14 protein-coding genes are annotated in these 15,493 nt (G+C 57.5%); 7 read left to right on the plus strand and 7 right to left on the minus strand.

Annotation, left to right across the window (positions count from 1 at the left end; all coding sequences use genetic code 11):
- Nucleotides 1-404: 404 nt before the first annotated feature.
- A complete protein-coding gene (locus tag AB9K35_RS00960) occupies nucleotides 405-1,319 on the minus strand; it encodes a mechanosensitive ion channel family protein (protein WP_369924032.1) in 915 nt (304 codons plus the stop codon).
- Between the two features lie 239 nt (nucleotides 1,320-1,558).
- Nucleotides 1,559-1,987 carry a nucleoside diphosphate kinase regulator gene (gene rnk / locus AB9K35_RS00965; protein ID WP_369924067.1) on the minus strand — a complete coding sequence of 143 codons (429 nt, stop codon included), beginning with the start codon at nucleotides 1,985-1,987 and terminating at the stop codon, nucleotides 1,559-1,561.
- 719 nt (nucleotides 1,988-2,706) lie between these two features.
- Between rnk and AB9K35_RS00970 the strand changes: the two genes are divergently transcribed.
- From AB9K35_RS00970 to AB9K35_RS00980, 3 genes are all read left to right on the plus strand, one after another.
- The gene (locus tag AB9K35_RS00970; protein WP_369924033.1) at nucleotides 2,707-3,021 is read left to right on the plus strand and encodes a DUF1127 domain-containing protein; all 315 of its coding nucleotides are present in this window, start codon (nucleotides 2,707-2,709) and stop codon (nucleotides 3,019-3,021) included.
- 454 nt (nucleotides 3,022-3,475) lie between these two features.
- Nucleotides 3,476-4,405, plus strand: a complete 930-nt coding sequence (locus tag AB9K35_RS00975; protein WP_369924035.1) for a universal stress protein — start codon at nucleotides 3,476-3,478, stop codon at nucleotides 4,403-4,405.
- A gap of 28 nt (nucleotides 4,406-4,433) precedes the next feature.
- Nucleotides 4,434-4,928, plus strand: coding sequence for a Dps family protein (locus AB9K35_RS00980; RefSeq protein WP_369924036.1), 495 nt, complete (start codon nucleotides 4,434-4,436; stop codon nucleotides 4,926-4,928).
- A 449-nt stretch (nucleotides 4,929-5,377) separates the two neighbouring features.
- Here the strand turns inward: AB9K35_RS00980 and AB9K35_RS00985 are convergent, their stop codons facing one another.
- The 5 genes from AB9K35_RS00985 to AB9K35_RS01005 all read right to left on the minus strand — a co-directional run bounded on the left by AB9K35_RS00985 (nucleotide 5,378) and on the right by AB9K35_RS01005 (nucleotide 10,166).
- Nucleotides 5,378-6,472: an ABC transporter ATP-binding protein gene (locus tag AB9K35_RS00985; RefSeq protein WP_369924037.1), complete on the minus strand. Its 1,095-nt coding sequence runs from the start codon at nucleotides 6,470-6,472 to the stop codon at nucleotides 5,378-5,380.
- Nucleotides 6,473-6,488: 16 nt separating this feature from the next.
- Nucleotides 6,489-7,289 (minus strand): ABC transporter permease, encoded by an 801-nt coding sequence (locus AB9K35_RS00990; RefSeq protein ID WP_369924038.1) that lies wholly within the window; start codon nucleotides 7,287-7,289, stop codon nucleotides 6,489-6,491.
- A complete protein-coding gene (locus AB9K35_RS00995) occupies nucleotides 7,286-8,131 on the minus strand; it encodes an ABC transporter permease (RefSeq protein WP_369924039.1) in 846 nt (281 codons plus the stop codon). The genes AB9K35_RS00990 and AB9K35_RS00995 overlap by 4 nt, the downstream gene beginning before the upstream one ends.
- Nucleotides 8,132-8,212: 81 nt before the next feature.
- On the minus strand, nucleotides 8,213-9,331 hold the full coding sequence (locus AB9K35_RS01000; RefSeq protein ID WP_369924040.1) for a spermidine/putrescine ABC transporter substrate-binding protein: 1,119 nt from the start codon (nucleotides 9,329-9,331) through the stop codon (nucleotides 8,213-8,215).
- A 19-nt stretch (nucleotides 9,332-9,350) separates the two neighbouring features.
- Complete coding sequence (locus AB9K35_RS01005) at nucleotides 9,351-10,166, minus strand: creatininase (RefSeq protein ID WP_369924042.1); 816 nt, start codon at nucleotides 10,164-10,166, stop codon at nucleotides 9,351-9,353.
- 99 nt (nucleotides 10,167-10,265) lie between these two features.
- Here AB9K35_RS01005 and AB9K35_RS01010 point away from each other — a divergent pair, with 99 nt between their 5' ends.
- From AB9K35_RS01010 to AB9K35_RS01025, 4 genes are all read left to right on the plus strand, one after another.
- A complete protein-coding gene (locus AB9K35_RS01010) occupies nucleotides 10,266-11,162 on the plus strand; it encodes a LysR substrate-binding domain-containing protein (RefSeq protein ID WP_369924043.1) in 897 nt (298 codons plus the stop codon).
- 102 nt (nucleotides 11,163-11,264) lie between these two features.
- Entirely contained in the window at nucleotides 11,265-12,485 is a 1,221-nt protein-coding gene (locus AB9K35_RS01015; RefSeq protein ID WP_369924045.1) for a M24 family metallopeptidase, read from the plus strand.
- A gap of 250 nt (nucleotides 12,486-12,735) precedes the next feature.
- Nucleotides 12,736-13,758 carry a GlxA family transcriptional regulator gene (locus AB9K35_RS01020; protein ID WP_369924046.1) on the plus strand — a complete coding sequence of 341 codons (1,023 nt, stop codon included), beginning with the start codon at nucleotides 12,736-12,738 and terminating at the stop codon, nucleotides 13,756-13,758.
- A 157-nt stretch (nucleotides 13,759-13,915) separates the two neighbouring features.
- Nucleotides 13,916-15,487: a BCCT family transporter gene (locus tag AB9K35_RS01025; protein ID WP_369924047.1), complete on the plus strand. Its 1,572-nt coding sequence runs from the start codon at nucleotides 13,916-13,918 to the stop codon at nucleotides 15,485-15,487.
- The last annotated feature ends 6 nt before the right edge of the window (nucleotides 15,488-15,493 follow it).

Raw genomic sequence — 15,493 nt, forward strand, 5'->3', positions numbered from 1 at the left:
TACAACGAGGACAGACCTCACAGCGCAATCGGATACAACGTCCCGATTGCCATGCATTATCCCGATGGCGTTACCAGCCCGTCATCGTGACAGAGCCGGAAAAATCCAGCTTCCGGCGGTCCAAGGTTGGGTAGCAGAGCATCAATCGACGGATTCCCTCAAAGGCTGGAGGGAAATCGGGTCTCAGGTCAAATCAAAAGTGTTTCTCATGTAGGAACATAGGCAAAGGTTCAGACACGCTCTCTGATCTGTCAATAGTAGTGCCCCCAAGAAACGGTTTCATCGCAGGGAGTTATGCCCCGGTGGCTCCTTCGACTGAAGGAATAACCAAGTCATAGCGTTGAAGCTTAAGATTTCTTGGCAGGTCTTCCCGAATGCCTACTTCTAACGACGGCCCTATCGCTTTAACTGAAGGGCGAAGAGCGATAAATGTCGCCGGAAGACGCGGCTGGGATTACCTCTATACGTCGATAGGGAGCGATGGTTCCGGCTTTGCGCAGAGCCTCGTCTACAAGCGTGAACACCTCGTCGCGGCAGTCGATGTCGCGGTCGAACCGCGACAGCCAATAGCGTAGCGCGTAGGTAATTCCACCTTCCTCGTAGGCAATAACACGCACGTCCGGCGCGGGATCCTGCTGGATGAGTTTCGCCCCCTTAAGGGCTTCCAGCATCACTTCGCGGGCACGTTCGATCGGCATGCCATGGTCCAGCACAATGTTGACCTGCGCGCGGTATTCCGGCTTAGGTGCAGAATAGTTGGTAATACGCTGACGTGCGATCTGACTGTTAGGCAGGATCACGTAGGCGCGGTCACGGGTCAACAACCGCGTGGTACGCCAGCCGATCTCGATCACCTTGCCGCGCGCCAGCCCGTCGATATCAACCCAGTCGCCGATGCGAAATGGCCCTTCGACACCAAGGGCGATCCCCGACAGCGTGTCGGCCACGACGTTGCGGATAGCAAACCCAAGCAGCGCCAGTACCAGACCGGAACCTGCAAGCGCGCCAAACACGCCTTGCCCCATGAACAGCGACATGGTCGCGGCAAACGCAATCATAAACAGCAGTGCCGCTATCATATCCTTGAGCAGCCGCGGGTAGGGCCGCCGCCGCGCCGCCGCCTGGTCAAGCGCCAAGGAGGTGATCCGGCTGACGAGCCACGCCGCTGCGAAATAGGCCAGCGCAGTAACAGCGGGCAATAGGTTTTCGCTATCGTCCAAGAATTCGGCCGACACAGATGGCGACAGGAGCAACCCAAAGCAGATTAGCGTCAACGAGGTCGGCCACAAAAGGCGGCGGATATACTGCTTTACGTTCATGACCGGCCTCCGTGCCTTGCGGCGGCATGCGGTAGGGGTTCGCTATTGTTCACGCAAATTGCGCTTTTGGCGACGCAGGCCATTTCGCAGGCTCCGTAGAAATTGTTGGTGGATGGCATTTATGCCTGTTGATCAGATGTTATCCGGATGGTGGTCCACTGATCAAATCAGGCCAGATTGGCACTCGGAGGGGCCGCGGCGGGGCGCAAAGCCTCGCCATGCCCGATGAATCCGCAGTGTTACGGACTATCGGACTCTGGTGCATCCTCCACTCGGAGTACCGTCAGCATGCGACGTTGGCTATTGCGTGTGTCCCAGTGAAAGGCTGCGCCTTCGGTCAGCCCCAGCAGCGCGACTCCGATTGGAGTCATCACAGAAACCCGTTGAAGCGCAATATCAGCCTCCTCTGGATAGATCAGCGTGACCGCTCTTTCCTGCCCGGTCGCCTCGTCTCTGAAAGTGACGTGGCTGCCAATCCCGATCACATCCTGAGGCATCTGCTCCGATGGAACGACCTGGGCGCGGCCCAGTTCCTCCAGCAGACGGTCGGCAAGCGCCGGGTTGCGACTGAAGGCGCCTTCGGCAAGTGCCTCAATGTGGATAAGCTCGTCAGCATTTATTACGATATGCGGCTGATCGGTATGAGGCTTACTGGGAGCCTGGGTCATTGCGGTAGACAAGAGTCTGATCCTTTGATGATGGCAGGAAGGAAAAAGAGCGGGGCGCTGCAAGAGTACCGGCAGGAGCGGTTCCGCTTCTGCCAGTCTGCGTCGGTCAAGGTGGAAAACAGCGATGAGATATGCCTGCGGCGTTAGCAATACTTCGGCTGCTACGACTTTAGACCATAGCATCTCCGCCGACGGCGATGCGTCAGTTGCCGTTCAGGAATTTAAGGAGCCCCGGGGGAAGCGAAAGGCGCAGACGCGCCTACACCGCCCGGGGAAACGGGCGGTTCAGAAGCAAAAGCTGCGTATGATCTTGGTGAACCAACATGTCCCTTAGATAGGTTCGGCCCGGATGTTCGTCAAGCCCGGGCGGTTGCCTCGCGCTGGTACGGGCAGGAAAGCGCTGTTTCAGGCCAAAAGGTCGCATCCGATGCCACGGGCTTGAAAAGTTCCCGCAGCGTGGCAACATCAGAGCCATGTTGTTGTTCAGTCTTCATACGAGGTTTCTGCGCTTCGCAGGAAATCTACTGAACCGCCGGTAGCCCCGGGCGGGGTGGCTCTACGCGCCTGTCCACGCCTCGGGGTTCATATCTGTCCTTCATGACAAAACTAGCGGCACTTCCTTTGTGTCACCGGACTCTCGTCAGCGGCTTGTCTGCGGGCTGGTCCGGCCATGCAGAGGCCAGTGTTGCGATCTCAACACCTCTGAGCGGGAGAACGACATGCATCATTACTTGTCAAATCGAAACTACCTTTCACCATCCTTGCCTTATGCGCGTGCGCACCAAAAGCGGGCCGAAGCTAGCGGTGCCATTCGGAGAATGCTGCGCGCTACGGTCCGGCGGTGGAAGCGCCGCAGGTTGGTTTCGACGCTGCAATCTCTGGACGACCGGCTTCTTCGCGATATCGGCGTCCATCGCGGCGATATTCGAACCCTGGTCGCAGAACTCGACGACCGTGAATTGGGGATGAACCCGGTAGCGCCGGGCGATGACCGGTCGAAAGACGCTCAAACCGAGTATCTGCAGGCGGCTTAACGACCCCATGCGAGCCTGCCCGCGACCCACTCCGGAGGCGTGCAGGCTCGCGCAATTGCGAATGTCCAAAACTGTCCATGAAAGGGTTACTCCGATGATGATCTGCGATGCCGACTTTGAGGAATTGTTTCCTGCACTGTTTCAGCCCGAGCCTGTACGCGCTGCACGTCCAAAGGCACAGGGGCCAAGTGCCGAGTGTATCGCCCGGTGGGACGATGACGGCGGACGGCAGGCGGCCTCTGTTTGGGGAGCGAAACTGCAGGTGTTCCGGCCCGCAATCGGAATTAGCTCTGACAGGATTTGAAAGGCTCGGCGTCACAGCCGTCACAGCGTGGGCCGCGACGGCCAATGCCGCCGTCTTAGGTGGAACTACTGCTTCAAGGCAGATGAAAAAACGGCAGGACCCGCCCGAAAGGGCCGATCGGCAGGCCGGATGCAGTCAGGAGTAAGGACCATGATAGCTACACGAATCCTTGCGGCAGTGGAGCAGTTTCCGCAAGACGACGCGGTGCTGGTGCGCGGGGTTGAAATAGCAAACCGGCTTGGAGCAATGCTGACCATCGTTCACGTGATGGAGCTGCCTGACCATGCAGCGGCCCGAGCTCTGGCCGATACTTTCCGTAGCCAGTCGGACTTTGCAGCCCGCGACCGGATCGAAGCGGCATTGCGCCGGAACGGTATCGGCCCGGCCGGAACTGAGATACGAATCGAAGCCGGGTCGCCCGCCCAGCGTCTTGTCGAGATCTGCGATGAGTTCGCACCAGAACTTGTCGTGATGCGGGCAAACCAAAAACCCTGGATCCTCGAAAAGCTTCTTGGTTCGACGACAAAGGCGGTAGTCGCTGCCGGCAATGTTCCGGTTCTGATTGTGAAACAGGCAACCGGGAAACCCTACGGCCGTGTCATTCTGGCGGTTGACGGCCCTGACTATGTGCCAGAGGTCTTGGCTGTCGTGACAACCCTGTTGCCGGACGCCGCGCTGGAACTGGTTCAGGCAGTCATGGTTCCGCCGCAGCTTGAAGCGGCGATGCTGCGCGTCGGGTTGGCTCAGACAGATCTAACCGCCCATCGAGACGCTCTGGCCGACGAGGCCGAGAAGCGCCTGGGCTCGCTCACGGCCGGGCTAAGGCACGGCTTAGAATGGCAGGTGCTGCGCGGCGAACCGGAGGAAGTACTCATTCGCGTGACGCAGAGCCCCGATACGGACCTGATCACGCTGGGGCCTAACCGGTCCGGTCTGATCCGGCGCGCGTTTACCGGCAGTGTCACGCAGCGCTTGCTGCGCGATGCTGCCTGCGACGTGTTGATCTGCCGCCCGGCAGAGGCTCGCAGCCCGCGCGCGCTGACAACAGTACCGGCAACCCGGCTGTCCCGCGGCCAGTAATGCTAATCACTCAATACAGGAGGCACTTATGACCCCCACTTTGCAGCAAAACCCGTCAGCCAAACATGCCAGGGCCGATATCCCGAACACCGTGTCCGTAACGGAGGCACTGTCGGAGGTCTTGGCGGAGACTTACCGGCTGATTCTGAAGTCCCACTTCTGCCATTGGAACGTGACTGGTCCGCTGTTTTTTTCAATCCACGAGATGACACAGGCGCAATACACCGACATGTTCGCTGCTGTGGATGTGCTGGCCGAACGGATAAGGGCCCTGGGTAAGCCCGCTTTAGTGAAACCGACGGCTCTGGCCGCAGGACCAGACGGGCAGGATCCCGATGCAGAGCTGTCAGCGATCGAAATGGTCAAGGATCTTCACTCCGACCATGAAAGGCTTGCTCAGAACATGCGAGCGCTTGTCGAGACCGCAGAAGCCGCAAAAGATCCGGTCACGGCAGACCTCGCAACCGAACGCGCGGCATTCCACGAGAAAGCCGCCTGGATGCTCCGGGCCACGGCTGTATAAACGCGTCCGGTTACAGCGGATAGCAGCAGGTCAGCCCCGGCCCTGGCCGGGGCTTTTGCATCAAGCCGTTCCTGCAAGTGCCGATCTCCGCTATATAGAGGCACAAATGGGTTCAGCACTTCGCCAATCCGCAGAAGTTCCTTCGGCCGCCACGTCCAAAGTGTGAGTAGTTCACAACAAAGACACCGAAGATGACGCAGGGCCTCTCGAAGTGGCAGCTCCCCGTTCTTACTGTCGCTGATCGGAGCGGCGCACGGTTTTTTCAGCGGCTTCCAACCGCCCGAGCGCGATGTTGGTGCGAGCGATGACCCTTGCGCGAGCCAGGTGACGTACAGCACTTTCGTCGCGTTCCCGGGCACGTAAGGCAGCTTCCGGCAGTCTGCTTGAAGAGCGAACTGACCTCTGATCAGAGCGAGAGGCAGGCGTTCTCAGTGGCTGTGTTGGTCTGTTTATTCGCCAGGCAGAACGTGGCAATGCTCTGGTAGCCAATGAACCAAGAGCCTCTGACCGGCTCTGAGGTCTACCGCCTTGAGTTCTTCATGCCCTTTTTGCACCTTTAGCTCCTGACCCTGATCCGTTTCCAAGAAAACAGTGGCAGAGGCACCAGCGAATTCGCCGCCCACAACCGTGGCCTCAATGCAGTTTTCAGTACAGGGCGTTCCAGCGACAGCCAATGACATGTTCTCCGAACTCACGGCAAAGGCCACAGAGGCTCCGCGGGTCTTCTGCACACCTGCAGGCGCCTTTAAAGTAAAGGTTGAGTTATTAGCATCGACTTTCCAAACAACACTGCCGCCGGATGCTAGGTCGCCAGAAAACACATTGGAAGAGCCCAGGAAGTCTGCCACAAATCGGTTGTGGGGCTCCCGGTAAATTTCTTCGGGGGTGCCGATCTGCTCAATCTTTCCGCGGCTCATAATGACTACCCGATCTGCCATGGAGAAGGCCTCGGACATCGAATGGGTCACATAAACAAATGTGATGCCGAGATCCTTTTGCAGGCCCGACAGCACCGACTGCATGCGGACTTTCAAATGGGCGTCAAGAGCGGAGAGAGGCTCGTCCAGCAGCAGGATCTTAGGTTCGGTCACCAGCGACCGGGCGAGAGCAACGCGCTGGCGCTGGCCGCCCGACAGCTGCGAGATATTGCGGTCTGCAAATTCCAGAATGCCCAACCGGTCCAACCATTTGCGGGCCCGCTCACGCCGTTCGCCCTTGGGCACTTTGCGCATCTTCAGACTGAATTCGACATTCTCCTGCACTGTCAGGAAAGGGAACAGTGCAAGGCTCTGCCAGACCATCGGCGTGTCCCGTTCCCAGGTCGGCTTGCCGTTGATTTTCTCCCCGTCCAGCAAAATATTGCCTTCGGTTGGATCTTCCAGCCCTGCCAGCATCCGCAGGGTCGTGGTCTTGCCGCAGCCGGAAGAGCCCATGATCGCCAGGAACTCGCCGCGGGCGATCTGGAAGTCGGCCTTTTCAACGGCAGTGAAGCTGCCGAACTTTTTAACAACGTTGTCAAAATGTACAATTGGGGTGTCCAGCATGGCTCTGTCCTGTTCGTTATGAGGGCTTGGAATCCGGATTACGCATCAAAAGCTGGGCAATCACGATGAAGGAGATCGAGCTGACAAAGGCGAGCGAGCCGATGGCATTGATCCGGGGGCTGACCTGACCCTGGAGGAAGCCCAGAACCTTGACTGGTAGGGTCTCGTTCAGGCCCGATACGAACCAGGCCACCGCGAACTCGTCAAAGGACACGGCCATGGTGATAAACAAGGCGGCATAGATTGCGGGTTTGGTGAAGGGGATGATCACATGGCGCATGGTCACCCATTCATTGCCGCCTAGATTCCAGGCTGCGGCTTCTAGATCCGGGTCCATCTGCGACAGGCGCAATCGGATGATAGCCATGGCAAAGGGGCTGCACATCACGCCGTGGGCAATGATGACGGAGACCACGTTGCCGGACAGGTTGATACGGGAGAGGAAAGCCAGCATCGCCAGGCCCATGATAACTACCGGGATGGTGGGCGGCAGCAGGGCCAAGGCCAAATAGGCGGTTTTGCCGAAGAACTGGTAGCGGAAGTCGGTGTAGGCGCCGCCAAATCCCAGCAGCGTGGCAATCGCTGCAACGCAGGCGCCAACCAGCAGAGTGTTGAAGAAGCCGGCCCAGACCAGCGGATCTTCCCAGATTAGCCGGTACCATTCAGTTGAGAACGAGCCTAGCGGCAGCGAAGGGAAGCGGTCCGAGTTTAGCGAGAAAACAAAGCTGCCGGCAATCGGGGCAAAGATGAAGATCAGGCATAGCGTGATATGCAGCTTCAGCAGGCAGTTGATAAGGGGATTACGGTTACCGGTCATTTTCCTGCCTCCCTGTAGGCAAATTTGATGGCGGCAAAGGCAACTGTCAAAAGTGTGGCGATCATCGTCAGCGCCACCACCGCAGCGCGCGGCCATTGCTGCCCGGATTTTGTGATATCGGTGATCATGATCGAAAGGGTCGGCGGGTTGCCTCCACCCAGGTAAAGGGGGCTCACAAAATCGCCGAAGCTGAGGATGAAAGCGAAGAGGCCTGCGATCACCAGGCCGGCTTTGGCAGAAGGGATGATCACTTCCAATACTGTCCGCAGGCGGCCGCAGCGCATGTTGTGCGCGGCTTCAACCAGATCACGGTTCACGAAATTGAGGCTGAAGACCTGCAACAGAATGACTAGCGGAAGACTTAGAGTCGCATAGCCGGTGAGGGTGCCGAAGCTGTTGTTGAGCATAGAATAAGGGCCAAGGCCAAGGTAGCCTAGGAAAGCATTCAGGATGCCTGCGTCGGACAGGAAAACCTGCAGCGAATAGACGCGGACCAAATAACTGGTAAAGAAAGGGATGATCAGGACGAAGATCATCCAGCGTTTCGCATTGTCACCCAGTTTGAACGAGATCGCATAAGACGCCGGGAAAGCCGCCAGGCTAATTAGCGCCGCACTGAAAGAAGCGAGCAGTAGGGTCCTGAAGTAGGCATCCCAGAAAACGCTGCGGGAATAGATTTTCACCCAGTTCACGGTGTCAAAATCTGGTTGCATCTGAAAGTTCCGCACTGTCCAGAAGCTAAGTGCCACCAGAAACGCCAGCGGAAACAAAAAGAAGGCCAGCTGCCAGATCAGAAGCGGCAGCGAAAATGTCAGTGAAAACAGAGATGGCCGTGTATTCATCGGTTTTCCAGCGCCGGGCGGCAGCTGGCCTTCAGTTGGGCACCGGAGACAGGGGAGGAGACATCTCCGGTGCTGGTGGAGTTACGCGCCTTTGTAGTCGGACCAAAAGTCGTTCCAGTCCTCCAGGCTTTGCTGCACGGGCAGCTGGCGGTACTTGATGCGGCCTTCGCGGATCAGGTCCATGGCGTTGTGCTGGCCCAGCACCATGTTCTGCCGCTTGGCTTCGGCAGGGTTCGCCTCATTCAGCACGACCCAGCCCTTCATGTTGGGGATCAGCGCCGGGTAGGCCGCCATATCCGCCGACTTCGCTTGGCCATTGGGCGAGGTAATGTACTGGATCCACTTCTTCGCCATTTCTTGGTTGCGGGAGCCCTTGCCGATCGAGAAGCTTTCGGTCCATTGCAGGCCGCCTTCTTGCGGGATCGCGGTGCGCACATTGGCACCGTTCTTCTCCAGCACGCCGGTGATCCAGTCGCCAATGCCCGCAAATGCGGTCATCTGGCCGTTCTTCAGCGACGAAAAGGTGCCGCCATAGTCAAAGAACCCGCCGACCTGGCCGCGCAGCGCCATTGTGCTGTCCTGCACCTGCTGCCAAGCCTTGTCACTCAGGTCGAAGGGATTGGGATTGCCGTTCAGCAAGCTGATCTGCCCCAAGTTTGGAAGGTGCCAGTCGAAGTGGCCCAGTTTGCCGGTCAGACGGCTGTCGCCGAACACGTTGTAGCTGGCCGTATCGCTCTCGCTCAGAACATCGGCGTTATAGGATATGCCGAGGAAGCCAAACCGGGTGATCACCGAGTAGAGCTTGCCGTCCTTCCAGTGACCCGGGAATTGCTGGAACTCCGGGAAGAAGTCATCAAAGGCATAGTCGCTTGGGTCCAGTTCCTCAATGTATCCGGCCGCGTTCAACTGCTGAACATATTCGGCGTCGGACAGGATGACGTCATAGGTGCCCGGCGGCGACTGGGCGATCAGGCCCAGCATGTTGTCGCCTCCGGTGTAGTATTTTGGGGTGAACTTCACATTGTACAGTTCTTCAAATTCACCAACGACATCGGGCTCTGCATGGCCGTACCACGCCAGCATCGACAAGTTCACGGTCTCCGCCGCAGCCCGGATGGACAGGAACGGGGTTGCGAGCGCCGCGCCTGCGGCCGACTTCAGCAGCGCCCGCCGGGTGGGATGGGTGAATTTGGCAGTCATGTCAGTCTCCTTGCTTGTTCTATTGCGCAGCTGTTTCCGCCGCGCTCGCCGGAGCGCGTTCTCCGAATTCCCGCCGCAGCGCTTTAACAATCCCTGCGGTGCAGACATTGAGAAGCAGCTCGCCCTTGTCGGCCGAGGCATCCTTGGGGGAGGACAGGGTGCCAGTGGCGGGCGTCCAGTCCTCGTGCGGGGGATAGACGTCATAGGGCGGGAATTCCGCCGGCGGGTGGTCGATTGCGTCCTGCAGCCACACCAAATCCGGGTAGAGCTTAAGCATCAGCGAGGTTTCCAGCACGCCGCCATGCTCAATGTCCCAGCCGAGGAAGCCATCGGGGTAAAGCTTGGCGATTGAGTCATCGCCGACAAAATCCCAGTAGGACAGAACCACAATTTTCATATCGTTAATGCCGTCCCAGCGCAGTTCCCGCAGGGCGAGGTCGATGCCTTCAACGATGAACCAGGAATTTTCATAATGGCCGTTCACCAGGCAGATCTGGCGATTGCCGTGGCGGGCAAATTCCTTGATCACGTCTTTCAGTGCGTTGACCAGGCTGCTGCCATCCAGGCTGGTAGTGCCAGGAAAAAAGTTCCCGCCTCCAGACTTCTGGTGTGACTTGTAGCCATAGGTGAAGGGTGGGGCGACAAGGCTGCCGGTCTCTGACGCCACCCTGCGGGCAAACTCGGTCGGCAGCAGTACATCGACATGCATAGGCATGTGATGCCCGTGCTGCTCCATCGATCCGATCGGAATCAAAATGGGGGTGCTGCCACCTGCGACGCGAGACTTATACTCCGGCCAAGACAGCTCGGCAGCAAAAACAGAAGCATTCTTCATGGGTTGGGTCATTCCGGCAAAATTAAGACTTGCTTCACTTTGACTCCGGAGGCGGCATGTGGAAAATTGATAGTACGAATGATGGAATAAACATCCCAAATGGCTAGAAACTTCACAAATCTTCAGACCGACCTGCTTCGCACATTTGTGACTGCAGTCGATCTAGGAAATTATACAGAGACGGGGCAGGCTCTTGGCCGGACCCAGCCGGCAATTTCCTTGCAGATACGCCGCTTGGAAGACCTCAGCGGCTGCAAGCTGATCGTGCATAAGGGTAAGGAGCTAACGCTGACAGAAGATGGCCATGCGCTGATCGTGTTTGCCCGTGAAATTTTACGGCTGAACGACAGTGCCGTGGCCCGATTGGCGCGTTCCAGCATTCAGGGTGTGCTGAGAGTTGGGCTGCCGATTGACTATGCAATCGGTTTTTTTCAGGAGATCATTTCGGACTTTGTCTCTGCAAATCCAGCCGTCACGCTGGATATCCGCTGCAACTGGAGCCGTGATCTGCTGAGCAAGCTGCATGCGGATGAGTTGGACATGACGATCGCTATTACAGACTCAATGCCAGCACCCTATGTCTCGCACTATTGGTCCGAGCGTCCCAAATGGGTTTGCGCAAAGGAGTTCCATTTCAATCCGGATGAGCCGCTACCGCTAGTTCTCCACCCGGAGGGCTGCGTCTACCGGGACCGGGTGATCGAAGCGCTGAACGGTGAAGGGCGCAAATGGCGGATCGCTTTTGAAAGCCCAGGCATCTCGGCGCTGCAGAACGCGGTGGCCAGCGGCTGGGGCATCTCCGCCCTTACAACTAAGACCCTGCTCCCAGGTATGCGTATCCTGACACCGGATATCGGATTCCCGCAGCTGGCTCGAATACATGTTGGGCTGTTCTACAAACATGTCCGCCAGAGTGAAGCGGCGCTTAAACTGATCGAACAGATTGCCGGAGGGGTTGGGGGCTTCCGTAAGACATTGAAACCGAAGTCCGGATAAATTGTGAATTTGAAACCCTTATGACAGGATGACATCTATTAATTTTTTGAACTCTTTTTTCGGTGCTACCGACTGGGAAACGCTCCGAAGAAAGGATCCAAAATGTCTGAAGATATGCTCCACGTCATGGAATGGCACAACGGCGAGAAGGACTTTTCGCCATTCTCTGACCAGGAAATGAAGCGCCGCCAGGACGAGCTGCGAGGCTGGATGGCAAAGCAGAACGTCGATGCGGCGCTATTCACCTCCTACCACTGCATCAACTACTATTCTGGCTGGCTGTACTGCTACTTCGGTCGCAAGTACGGCATGGTGATCGACCAGAAGAATGCGACCACAATCTCTGCCGGTATTGATGGCGGCCAGCCTTGGCGCCGCAGCTTCGGAAACAACGTCACCTATACCGACTGGCGCCGCGACAATTTCTATCGGGCTATGCAGGATCTCACCAAGGGTGCCAAGCGGGTCGGTATCGAGTTTGACCACGTATCGCTGGACTACCGCCAAGCGCTGCAGGATGCGCTGCCGGATGTGGAATTCGTCGATGTGTCAGGCCCTTCCATGTGGATGCGGACAATTAAGTCCGATGAAGAGCTGGAACTGATCCGCGAAGGCGCGCGGATTTGTGATGTGGGCGGCGCGGCGGTGGCCAATGCAGTGAAAGCAGGTGTGGCCGAGCATGAAGTTGCCATTGCTGGCACCAACGCGATGATCCGCGAGATTGCGGCCTCGTTCCCGTTTGTTGAATTGATGGACACCTGGACCTGGTTCCAGTCCGGCATCAACACAGATGGCGCCCACAACCCCGTCACGAACCGTATCGTACAGTCCGGCGATATCCTGAGCCTGAACACCTTTCCGATGATTTTCGGCTATTACACGGCGCTGGAGCGGACTCTGTTCTGCGACCATGTAGACGACGCCAGCCTCGATATCTGGAAGAAGAACGTCGCTGTGCATGAGCGCGGGCTGGAACTGATCAAGCCTGGAGCGAGGTGCAAGGATATCGCCTTGGAACTGAACGAGATGTACCGGGAGTGGGATTTGCTGAAGTACCGCTCCTTCGGCTACGGTCACAGCTTTGGAGTGCTAAGCCACTATTACGGACGCGAGGCCGGTGTCGAACTCCGCGAAGATATCGATACCGAGCTGAAGCCCGGCATGGTGGTGTCAATGGAGCCAATGGTCATGCTGCCAGAAGGCACGCCGGGCGCAGGCGGCTACCGCGAGCATGACATTTTGATCGTAGGCGAAGACGGTGCCGAGAATATCACCGGCTTCCCCTACGGCCCGGAGCACAACATCGTCGGCAGCGAGGCCTAGGATGCGGGGAAAGGCCGGATTGCTACTGAAGGGGCTGACCTGTTTGGTTGTCCTGGCTGGGTCTATTGGCCTTCTTTCACTGGCGCCGGACCCGCAGAGCACCAGCGAAAGCGCCGCCAAATGGGTTTATCTGCGTCTGGCCTTCGCCGTTCCGAGGTGACAACGCACCGCGCCCACAGGCGCGGTGCCTGAATACAATGAATATCAACGTGGACAGACACCTCCGTTCTGATGTCCGGGAAAAACGCTCATGCAAGACAACCGTTTCCTTCCGAAAGGCGCTGCCACCGTACGTTTCGACAGCGATGCTCCACCGAAGAAATTCCATTTTCTTTTGCTGCCCAAGACTACGATGCTGGCCTTTAGCGCTGCAATCGAGCCATTGCGGATAGCCAATCAGCTGACTCAGAAGCCGCTGTTTGAATGGCATACGCTTAGCCCGGATGGCCTACCGGTAAGCTGCTCCAATGGCATTCCTATTCAAATGGATACCGGTCTGGTGGATCTTGACCGAAATGCTTCGCTTTTTGTCTGTGCAGGGACGGAGCCTGCGCAATCCTATGACAGCCGGGTTGTCAGCTGGATCAGCCGCCAGAAAGCGCACGGCGTAAGTGTTGGAAGCATTTGCACCGGCGCATTTGCCCTGGCGGCGGCAGGTGTTCTGACCGGGCGGAGGTTTACTCTGCACTGGGAGAATTCTCCTGGCTTTGCCGAACTGTTTCCTTGTCTCGAACCGACCGGCAACTTCTATGAAGCAGACAGGGGGCTCTACACATGCGGCGGAGGCCATGCCGCAACTGATATGATGCTTGAAATCATTGAGGACCACTGCGGTGCGCACCTAGCGTCCTGCGTTGCCGAGATGTGCCTGCACAAACGCCCGGGAGCGGGCATGTCGAGACAGATAACGCCGGTGTCATCAATGCTTGGCTGTCGCAATCAAAATTTAATCCGCGCCGTTCGCCTGATGCAGGCCAACCTGGAAGAGCCGTTGGACATTGATGGAATTGCCGAAACCTTGGCTGTTTCCCGCCGCCAGTTGGAGCGCCTATTTCAGAAATACGTCGGGCAATCGCCTTGGAAGTTTTACTACAGCCTGCGGCTGGACCGGGCCTTCTCGCTGCTAAATGAAACCGACCTGAGTGTCCGGGAGGTCGCCATGGCCTCGGGTTTTGAAAGTGCCTCGTATTTCTCTAGGCAATTCAAGCGCAAGTTTGAGCGCTCACCGCACAGTTTCCGCAAATCCTGGTCGCTCCACAGCTGCGCGCCATAAATTTCCTTTATCCAAGTATTTGCGGTTCTCATTCCCCGCCTCCCCGATGCTCCACTAAGGTCCCAGGCTGAACACCTATTGCCTGCTGACAGCACGGAAGGCCGGGTCATGGCTGGTCCAACCAAGTCCGGTCCAAACACAAAGACAGGGAGAAACAATGTCACTCGAACAGGGCTTTGACGGCCACTACCCCTATAACGCCGTCGCCAGAACCGGCCTGTTGAAAGGCGTCCATGCTCGGATGAGCATTGCCTCAAAACTCATGGTCATCGCCTTTGTGCTGTTCACGGTCGCCAATGTAGAATTCGCCTCCGGTGTGTTCGACGGGATCAAGCTTTGGATCACCAGCACCCTTAGCTGGTACTACATCTTGATGATCAGCATTTTCTTGCTGTTCAGCATCTGGCTGGCCTTCAGCCGCTACGGCCACATCCGGTTAGGAAAGGACAGCGATCGGCCGGAATTCGGCAACTTCTCGTGGTTTGCCATGCTGTTCAGCGCAGGCATGGGCAATGGCGTGCTGTTCTGGAGTATCGCCGAGCCGATGTATCACCTGCAGGGCAATCCGTTTATAGAAATGGCCGGAACTGAGGCCAACTCAGCGCTGGCCGCCAGCACGGCAATGTTAATTACAGCCTTTCACTGGGGTGTTCATGGCTGGGCGGTCTACGTGATTGTTGCTTTGTCTCTGGCCTTTTTTGCCTATCGCAAGGGGCTGCCGCTTTCGATGCGGTCCACCCTTTATCCGCTGATCGGCGACCGGATCTACGGGTTCTGGGGCCATGCGGTTGATCTGCTGGCGATCTTTGGCACGATTTTTGGGGTTGCTACCACGCTGGGGCTGGGGGTCCAGCAAATGAATACGGGTCTACACCTGCTCACCGGAATCGCCAATTCGACAACCAATCAGATCATCTTGATTGCCGTAGTCACCGGCATTGCCACGCTGTCGGCCGTCTCGGGTGTGTCCAAGGGTATCCGCATCATCAGTGAATTGAACATGTGGCTGACCTTCGCGATCCTTGCCTTCTTCCTTTTTGCGGGCCCGACGGTCTATCTGCTCGGCCAATACGTCAATCTTCTCGGTAACTATGTGCAGAACTTTGTGCCAATGGGGATGTGGGTGGATGAAGAGGCCGGGCGAGACTGGCAGGGCTGGTGGACCGTCTTCTATTGGGGCTGGTGGATCGCTTGGTCGCCGTTTGTCGGCCTGTTCATCGCCCGTGTGTCCAAGGGGCGGACACTGCGCGAGTTTGTTGTGTCCTTGCTGATCGTTCCGCCGCTGGTGACCATGTTCCTGCTGGCGATGTTCGGTGGCAACGCGGTCAGCATCGAATTGCAGGGGGCGGGCGGTATCATCGAAGCCGTGAACGAAAGCCCGACCCTGGCGCTTTACGCAACGCTTGAGGGCATGGACGTCGGCATTTGGGGCACTGCCTTCGCGGCAATTGTCACCTTCCTAATTGCCTCTTACTTCATCACCTCGTCGGACTCCGGCACCTTGGTGATCTGCACCATGCTTGCGATGGGCAGTCAGCACCCGCCGCATCTGGTCCGCGTGTTCTGGGGAGTTACCGAGGGGGTTGTCGCCAGCGTGCTGTTGGTTGCGGGTGGTCTTATAGCATTGCAAACAGCCTCGATCGCTGCCGCTTTGCCCTTCTCCTTTGTGATCCTTCTGATGATGTTCAGCTTGCACAGGGCGCTGAAGGAGGAGCTGCCGCTTACCTAGTCCTCT

Source organism: Leisingera sp. XS_AS12, assembly GCF_041224635.1.
Classification (GTDB): domain Bacteria; phylum Pseudomonadota; class Alphaproteobacteria; order Rhodobacterales; family Rhodobacteraceae; genus Leisingera.

Bases quoted from the DNA above. Each gene is read 5' to 3' on its own strand.
- AB9K35_RS01015 (WP_369924045.1), top strand. From the start codon at position 11,265: ATGTCTGAAGATATGCTCCACGTCATGGAATGGCACAACGGCGAGAAG.
- AB9K35_RS01025 (WP_369924047.1), top strand. From the start codon at position 13,916: ATGTCACTCGAACAGGGCTTTGACGGCCACTACCCCTATAACGCCGTC.
- AB9K35_RS00995 (WP_369924039.1), bottom strand. From the start codon at position 8,131: ATGAATACACGGCCATCTCTGTTTTCACTGACATTTTCGCTGCCGCTT.
- AB9K35_RS01020 (WP_369924046.1), top strand. From the start codon at position 12,736: ATGCAAGACAACCGTTTCCTTCCGAAAGGCGCTGCCACCGTACGTTTC.
- AB9K35_RS00975 (WP_369924035.1), top strand. From the start codon at position 3,476: ATGATAGCTACACGAATCCTTGCGGCAGTGGAGCAGTTTCCGCAAGAC.
- AB9K35_RS00960 (WP_369924032.1), bottom strand. From the start codon at position 1,319: ATGAACGTAAAGCAGTATATCCGCCGCCTTTTGTGGCCGACCTCGTTG.
- AB9K35_RS01010 (WP_369924043.1), top strand. From the start codon at position 10,266: ATGGCTAGAAACTTCACAAATCTTCAGACCGACCTGCTTCGCACATTT.
- AB9K35_RS00990 (WP_369924038.1), bottom strand. From the start codon at position 7,289: ATGACCGGTAACCGTAATCCCCTTATCAACTGCCTGCTGAAGCTGCAT.
- AB9K35_RS00970 (WP_369924033.1), top strand. From the start codon at position 2,707: ATGCATCATTACTTGTCAAATCGAAACTACCTTTCACCATCCTTGCCT.
- AB9K35_RS00980 (WP_369924036.1), top strand. From the start codon at position 4,434: ATGACCCCCACTTTGCAGCAAAACCCGTCAGCCAAACATGCCAGGGCC.
- AB9K35_RS01005 (WP_369924042.1), bottom strand. From the start codon at position 10,166: ATGAAGAATGCTTCTGTTTTTGCTGCCGAGCTGTCTTGGCCGGAGTAT.
- AB9K35_RS00985 (WP_369924037.1), bottom strand. From the start codon at position 6,472: ATGCTGGACACCCCAATTGTACATTTTGACAACGTTGTTAAAAAGTTC.
- rnk (WP_369924067.1), bottom strand. From the start codon at position 1,987: ATGACCCAGGCTCCCAGTAAGCCTCATACCGATCAGCCGCATATCGTA.
- AB9K35_RS01000 (WP_369924040.1), bottom strand. From the start codon at position 9,331: ATGACTGCCAAATTCACCCATCCCACCCGGCGGGCGCTGCTGAAGTCG.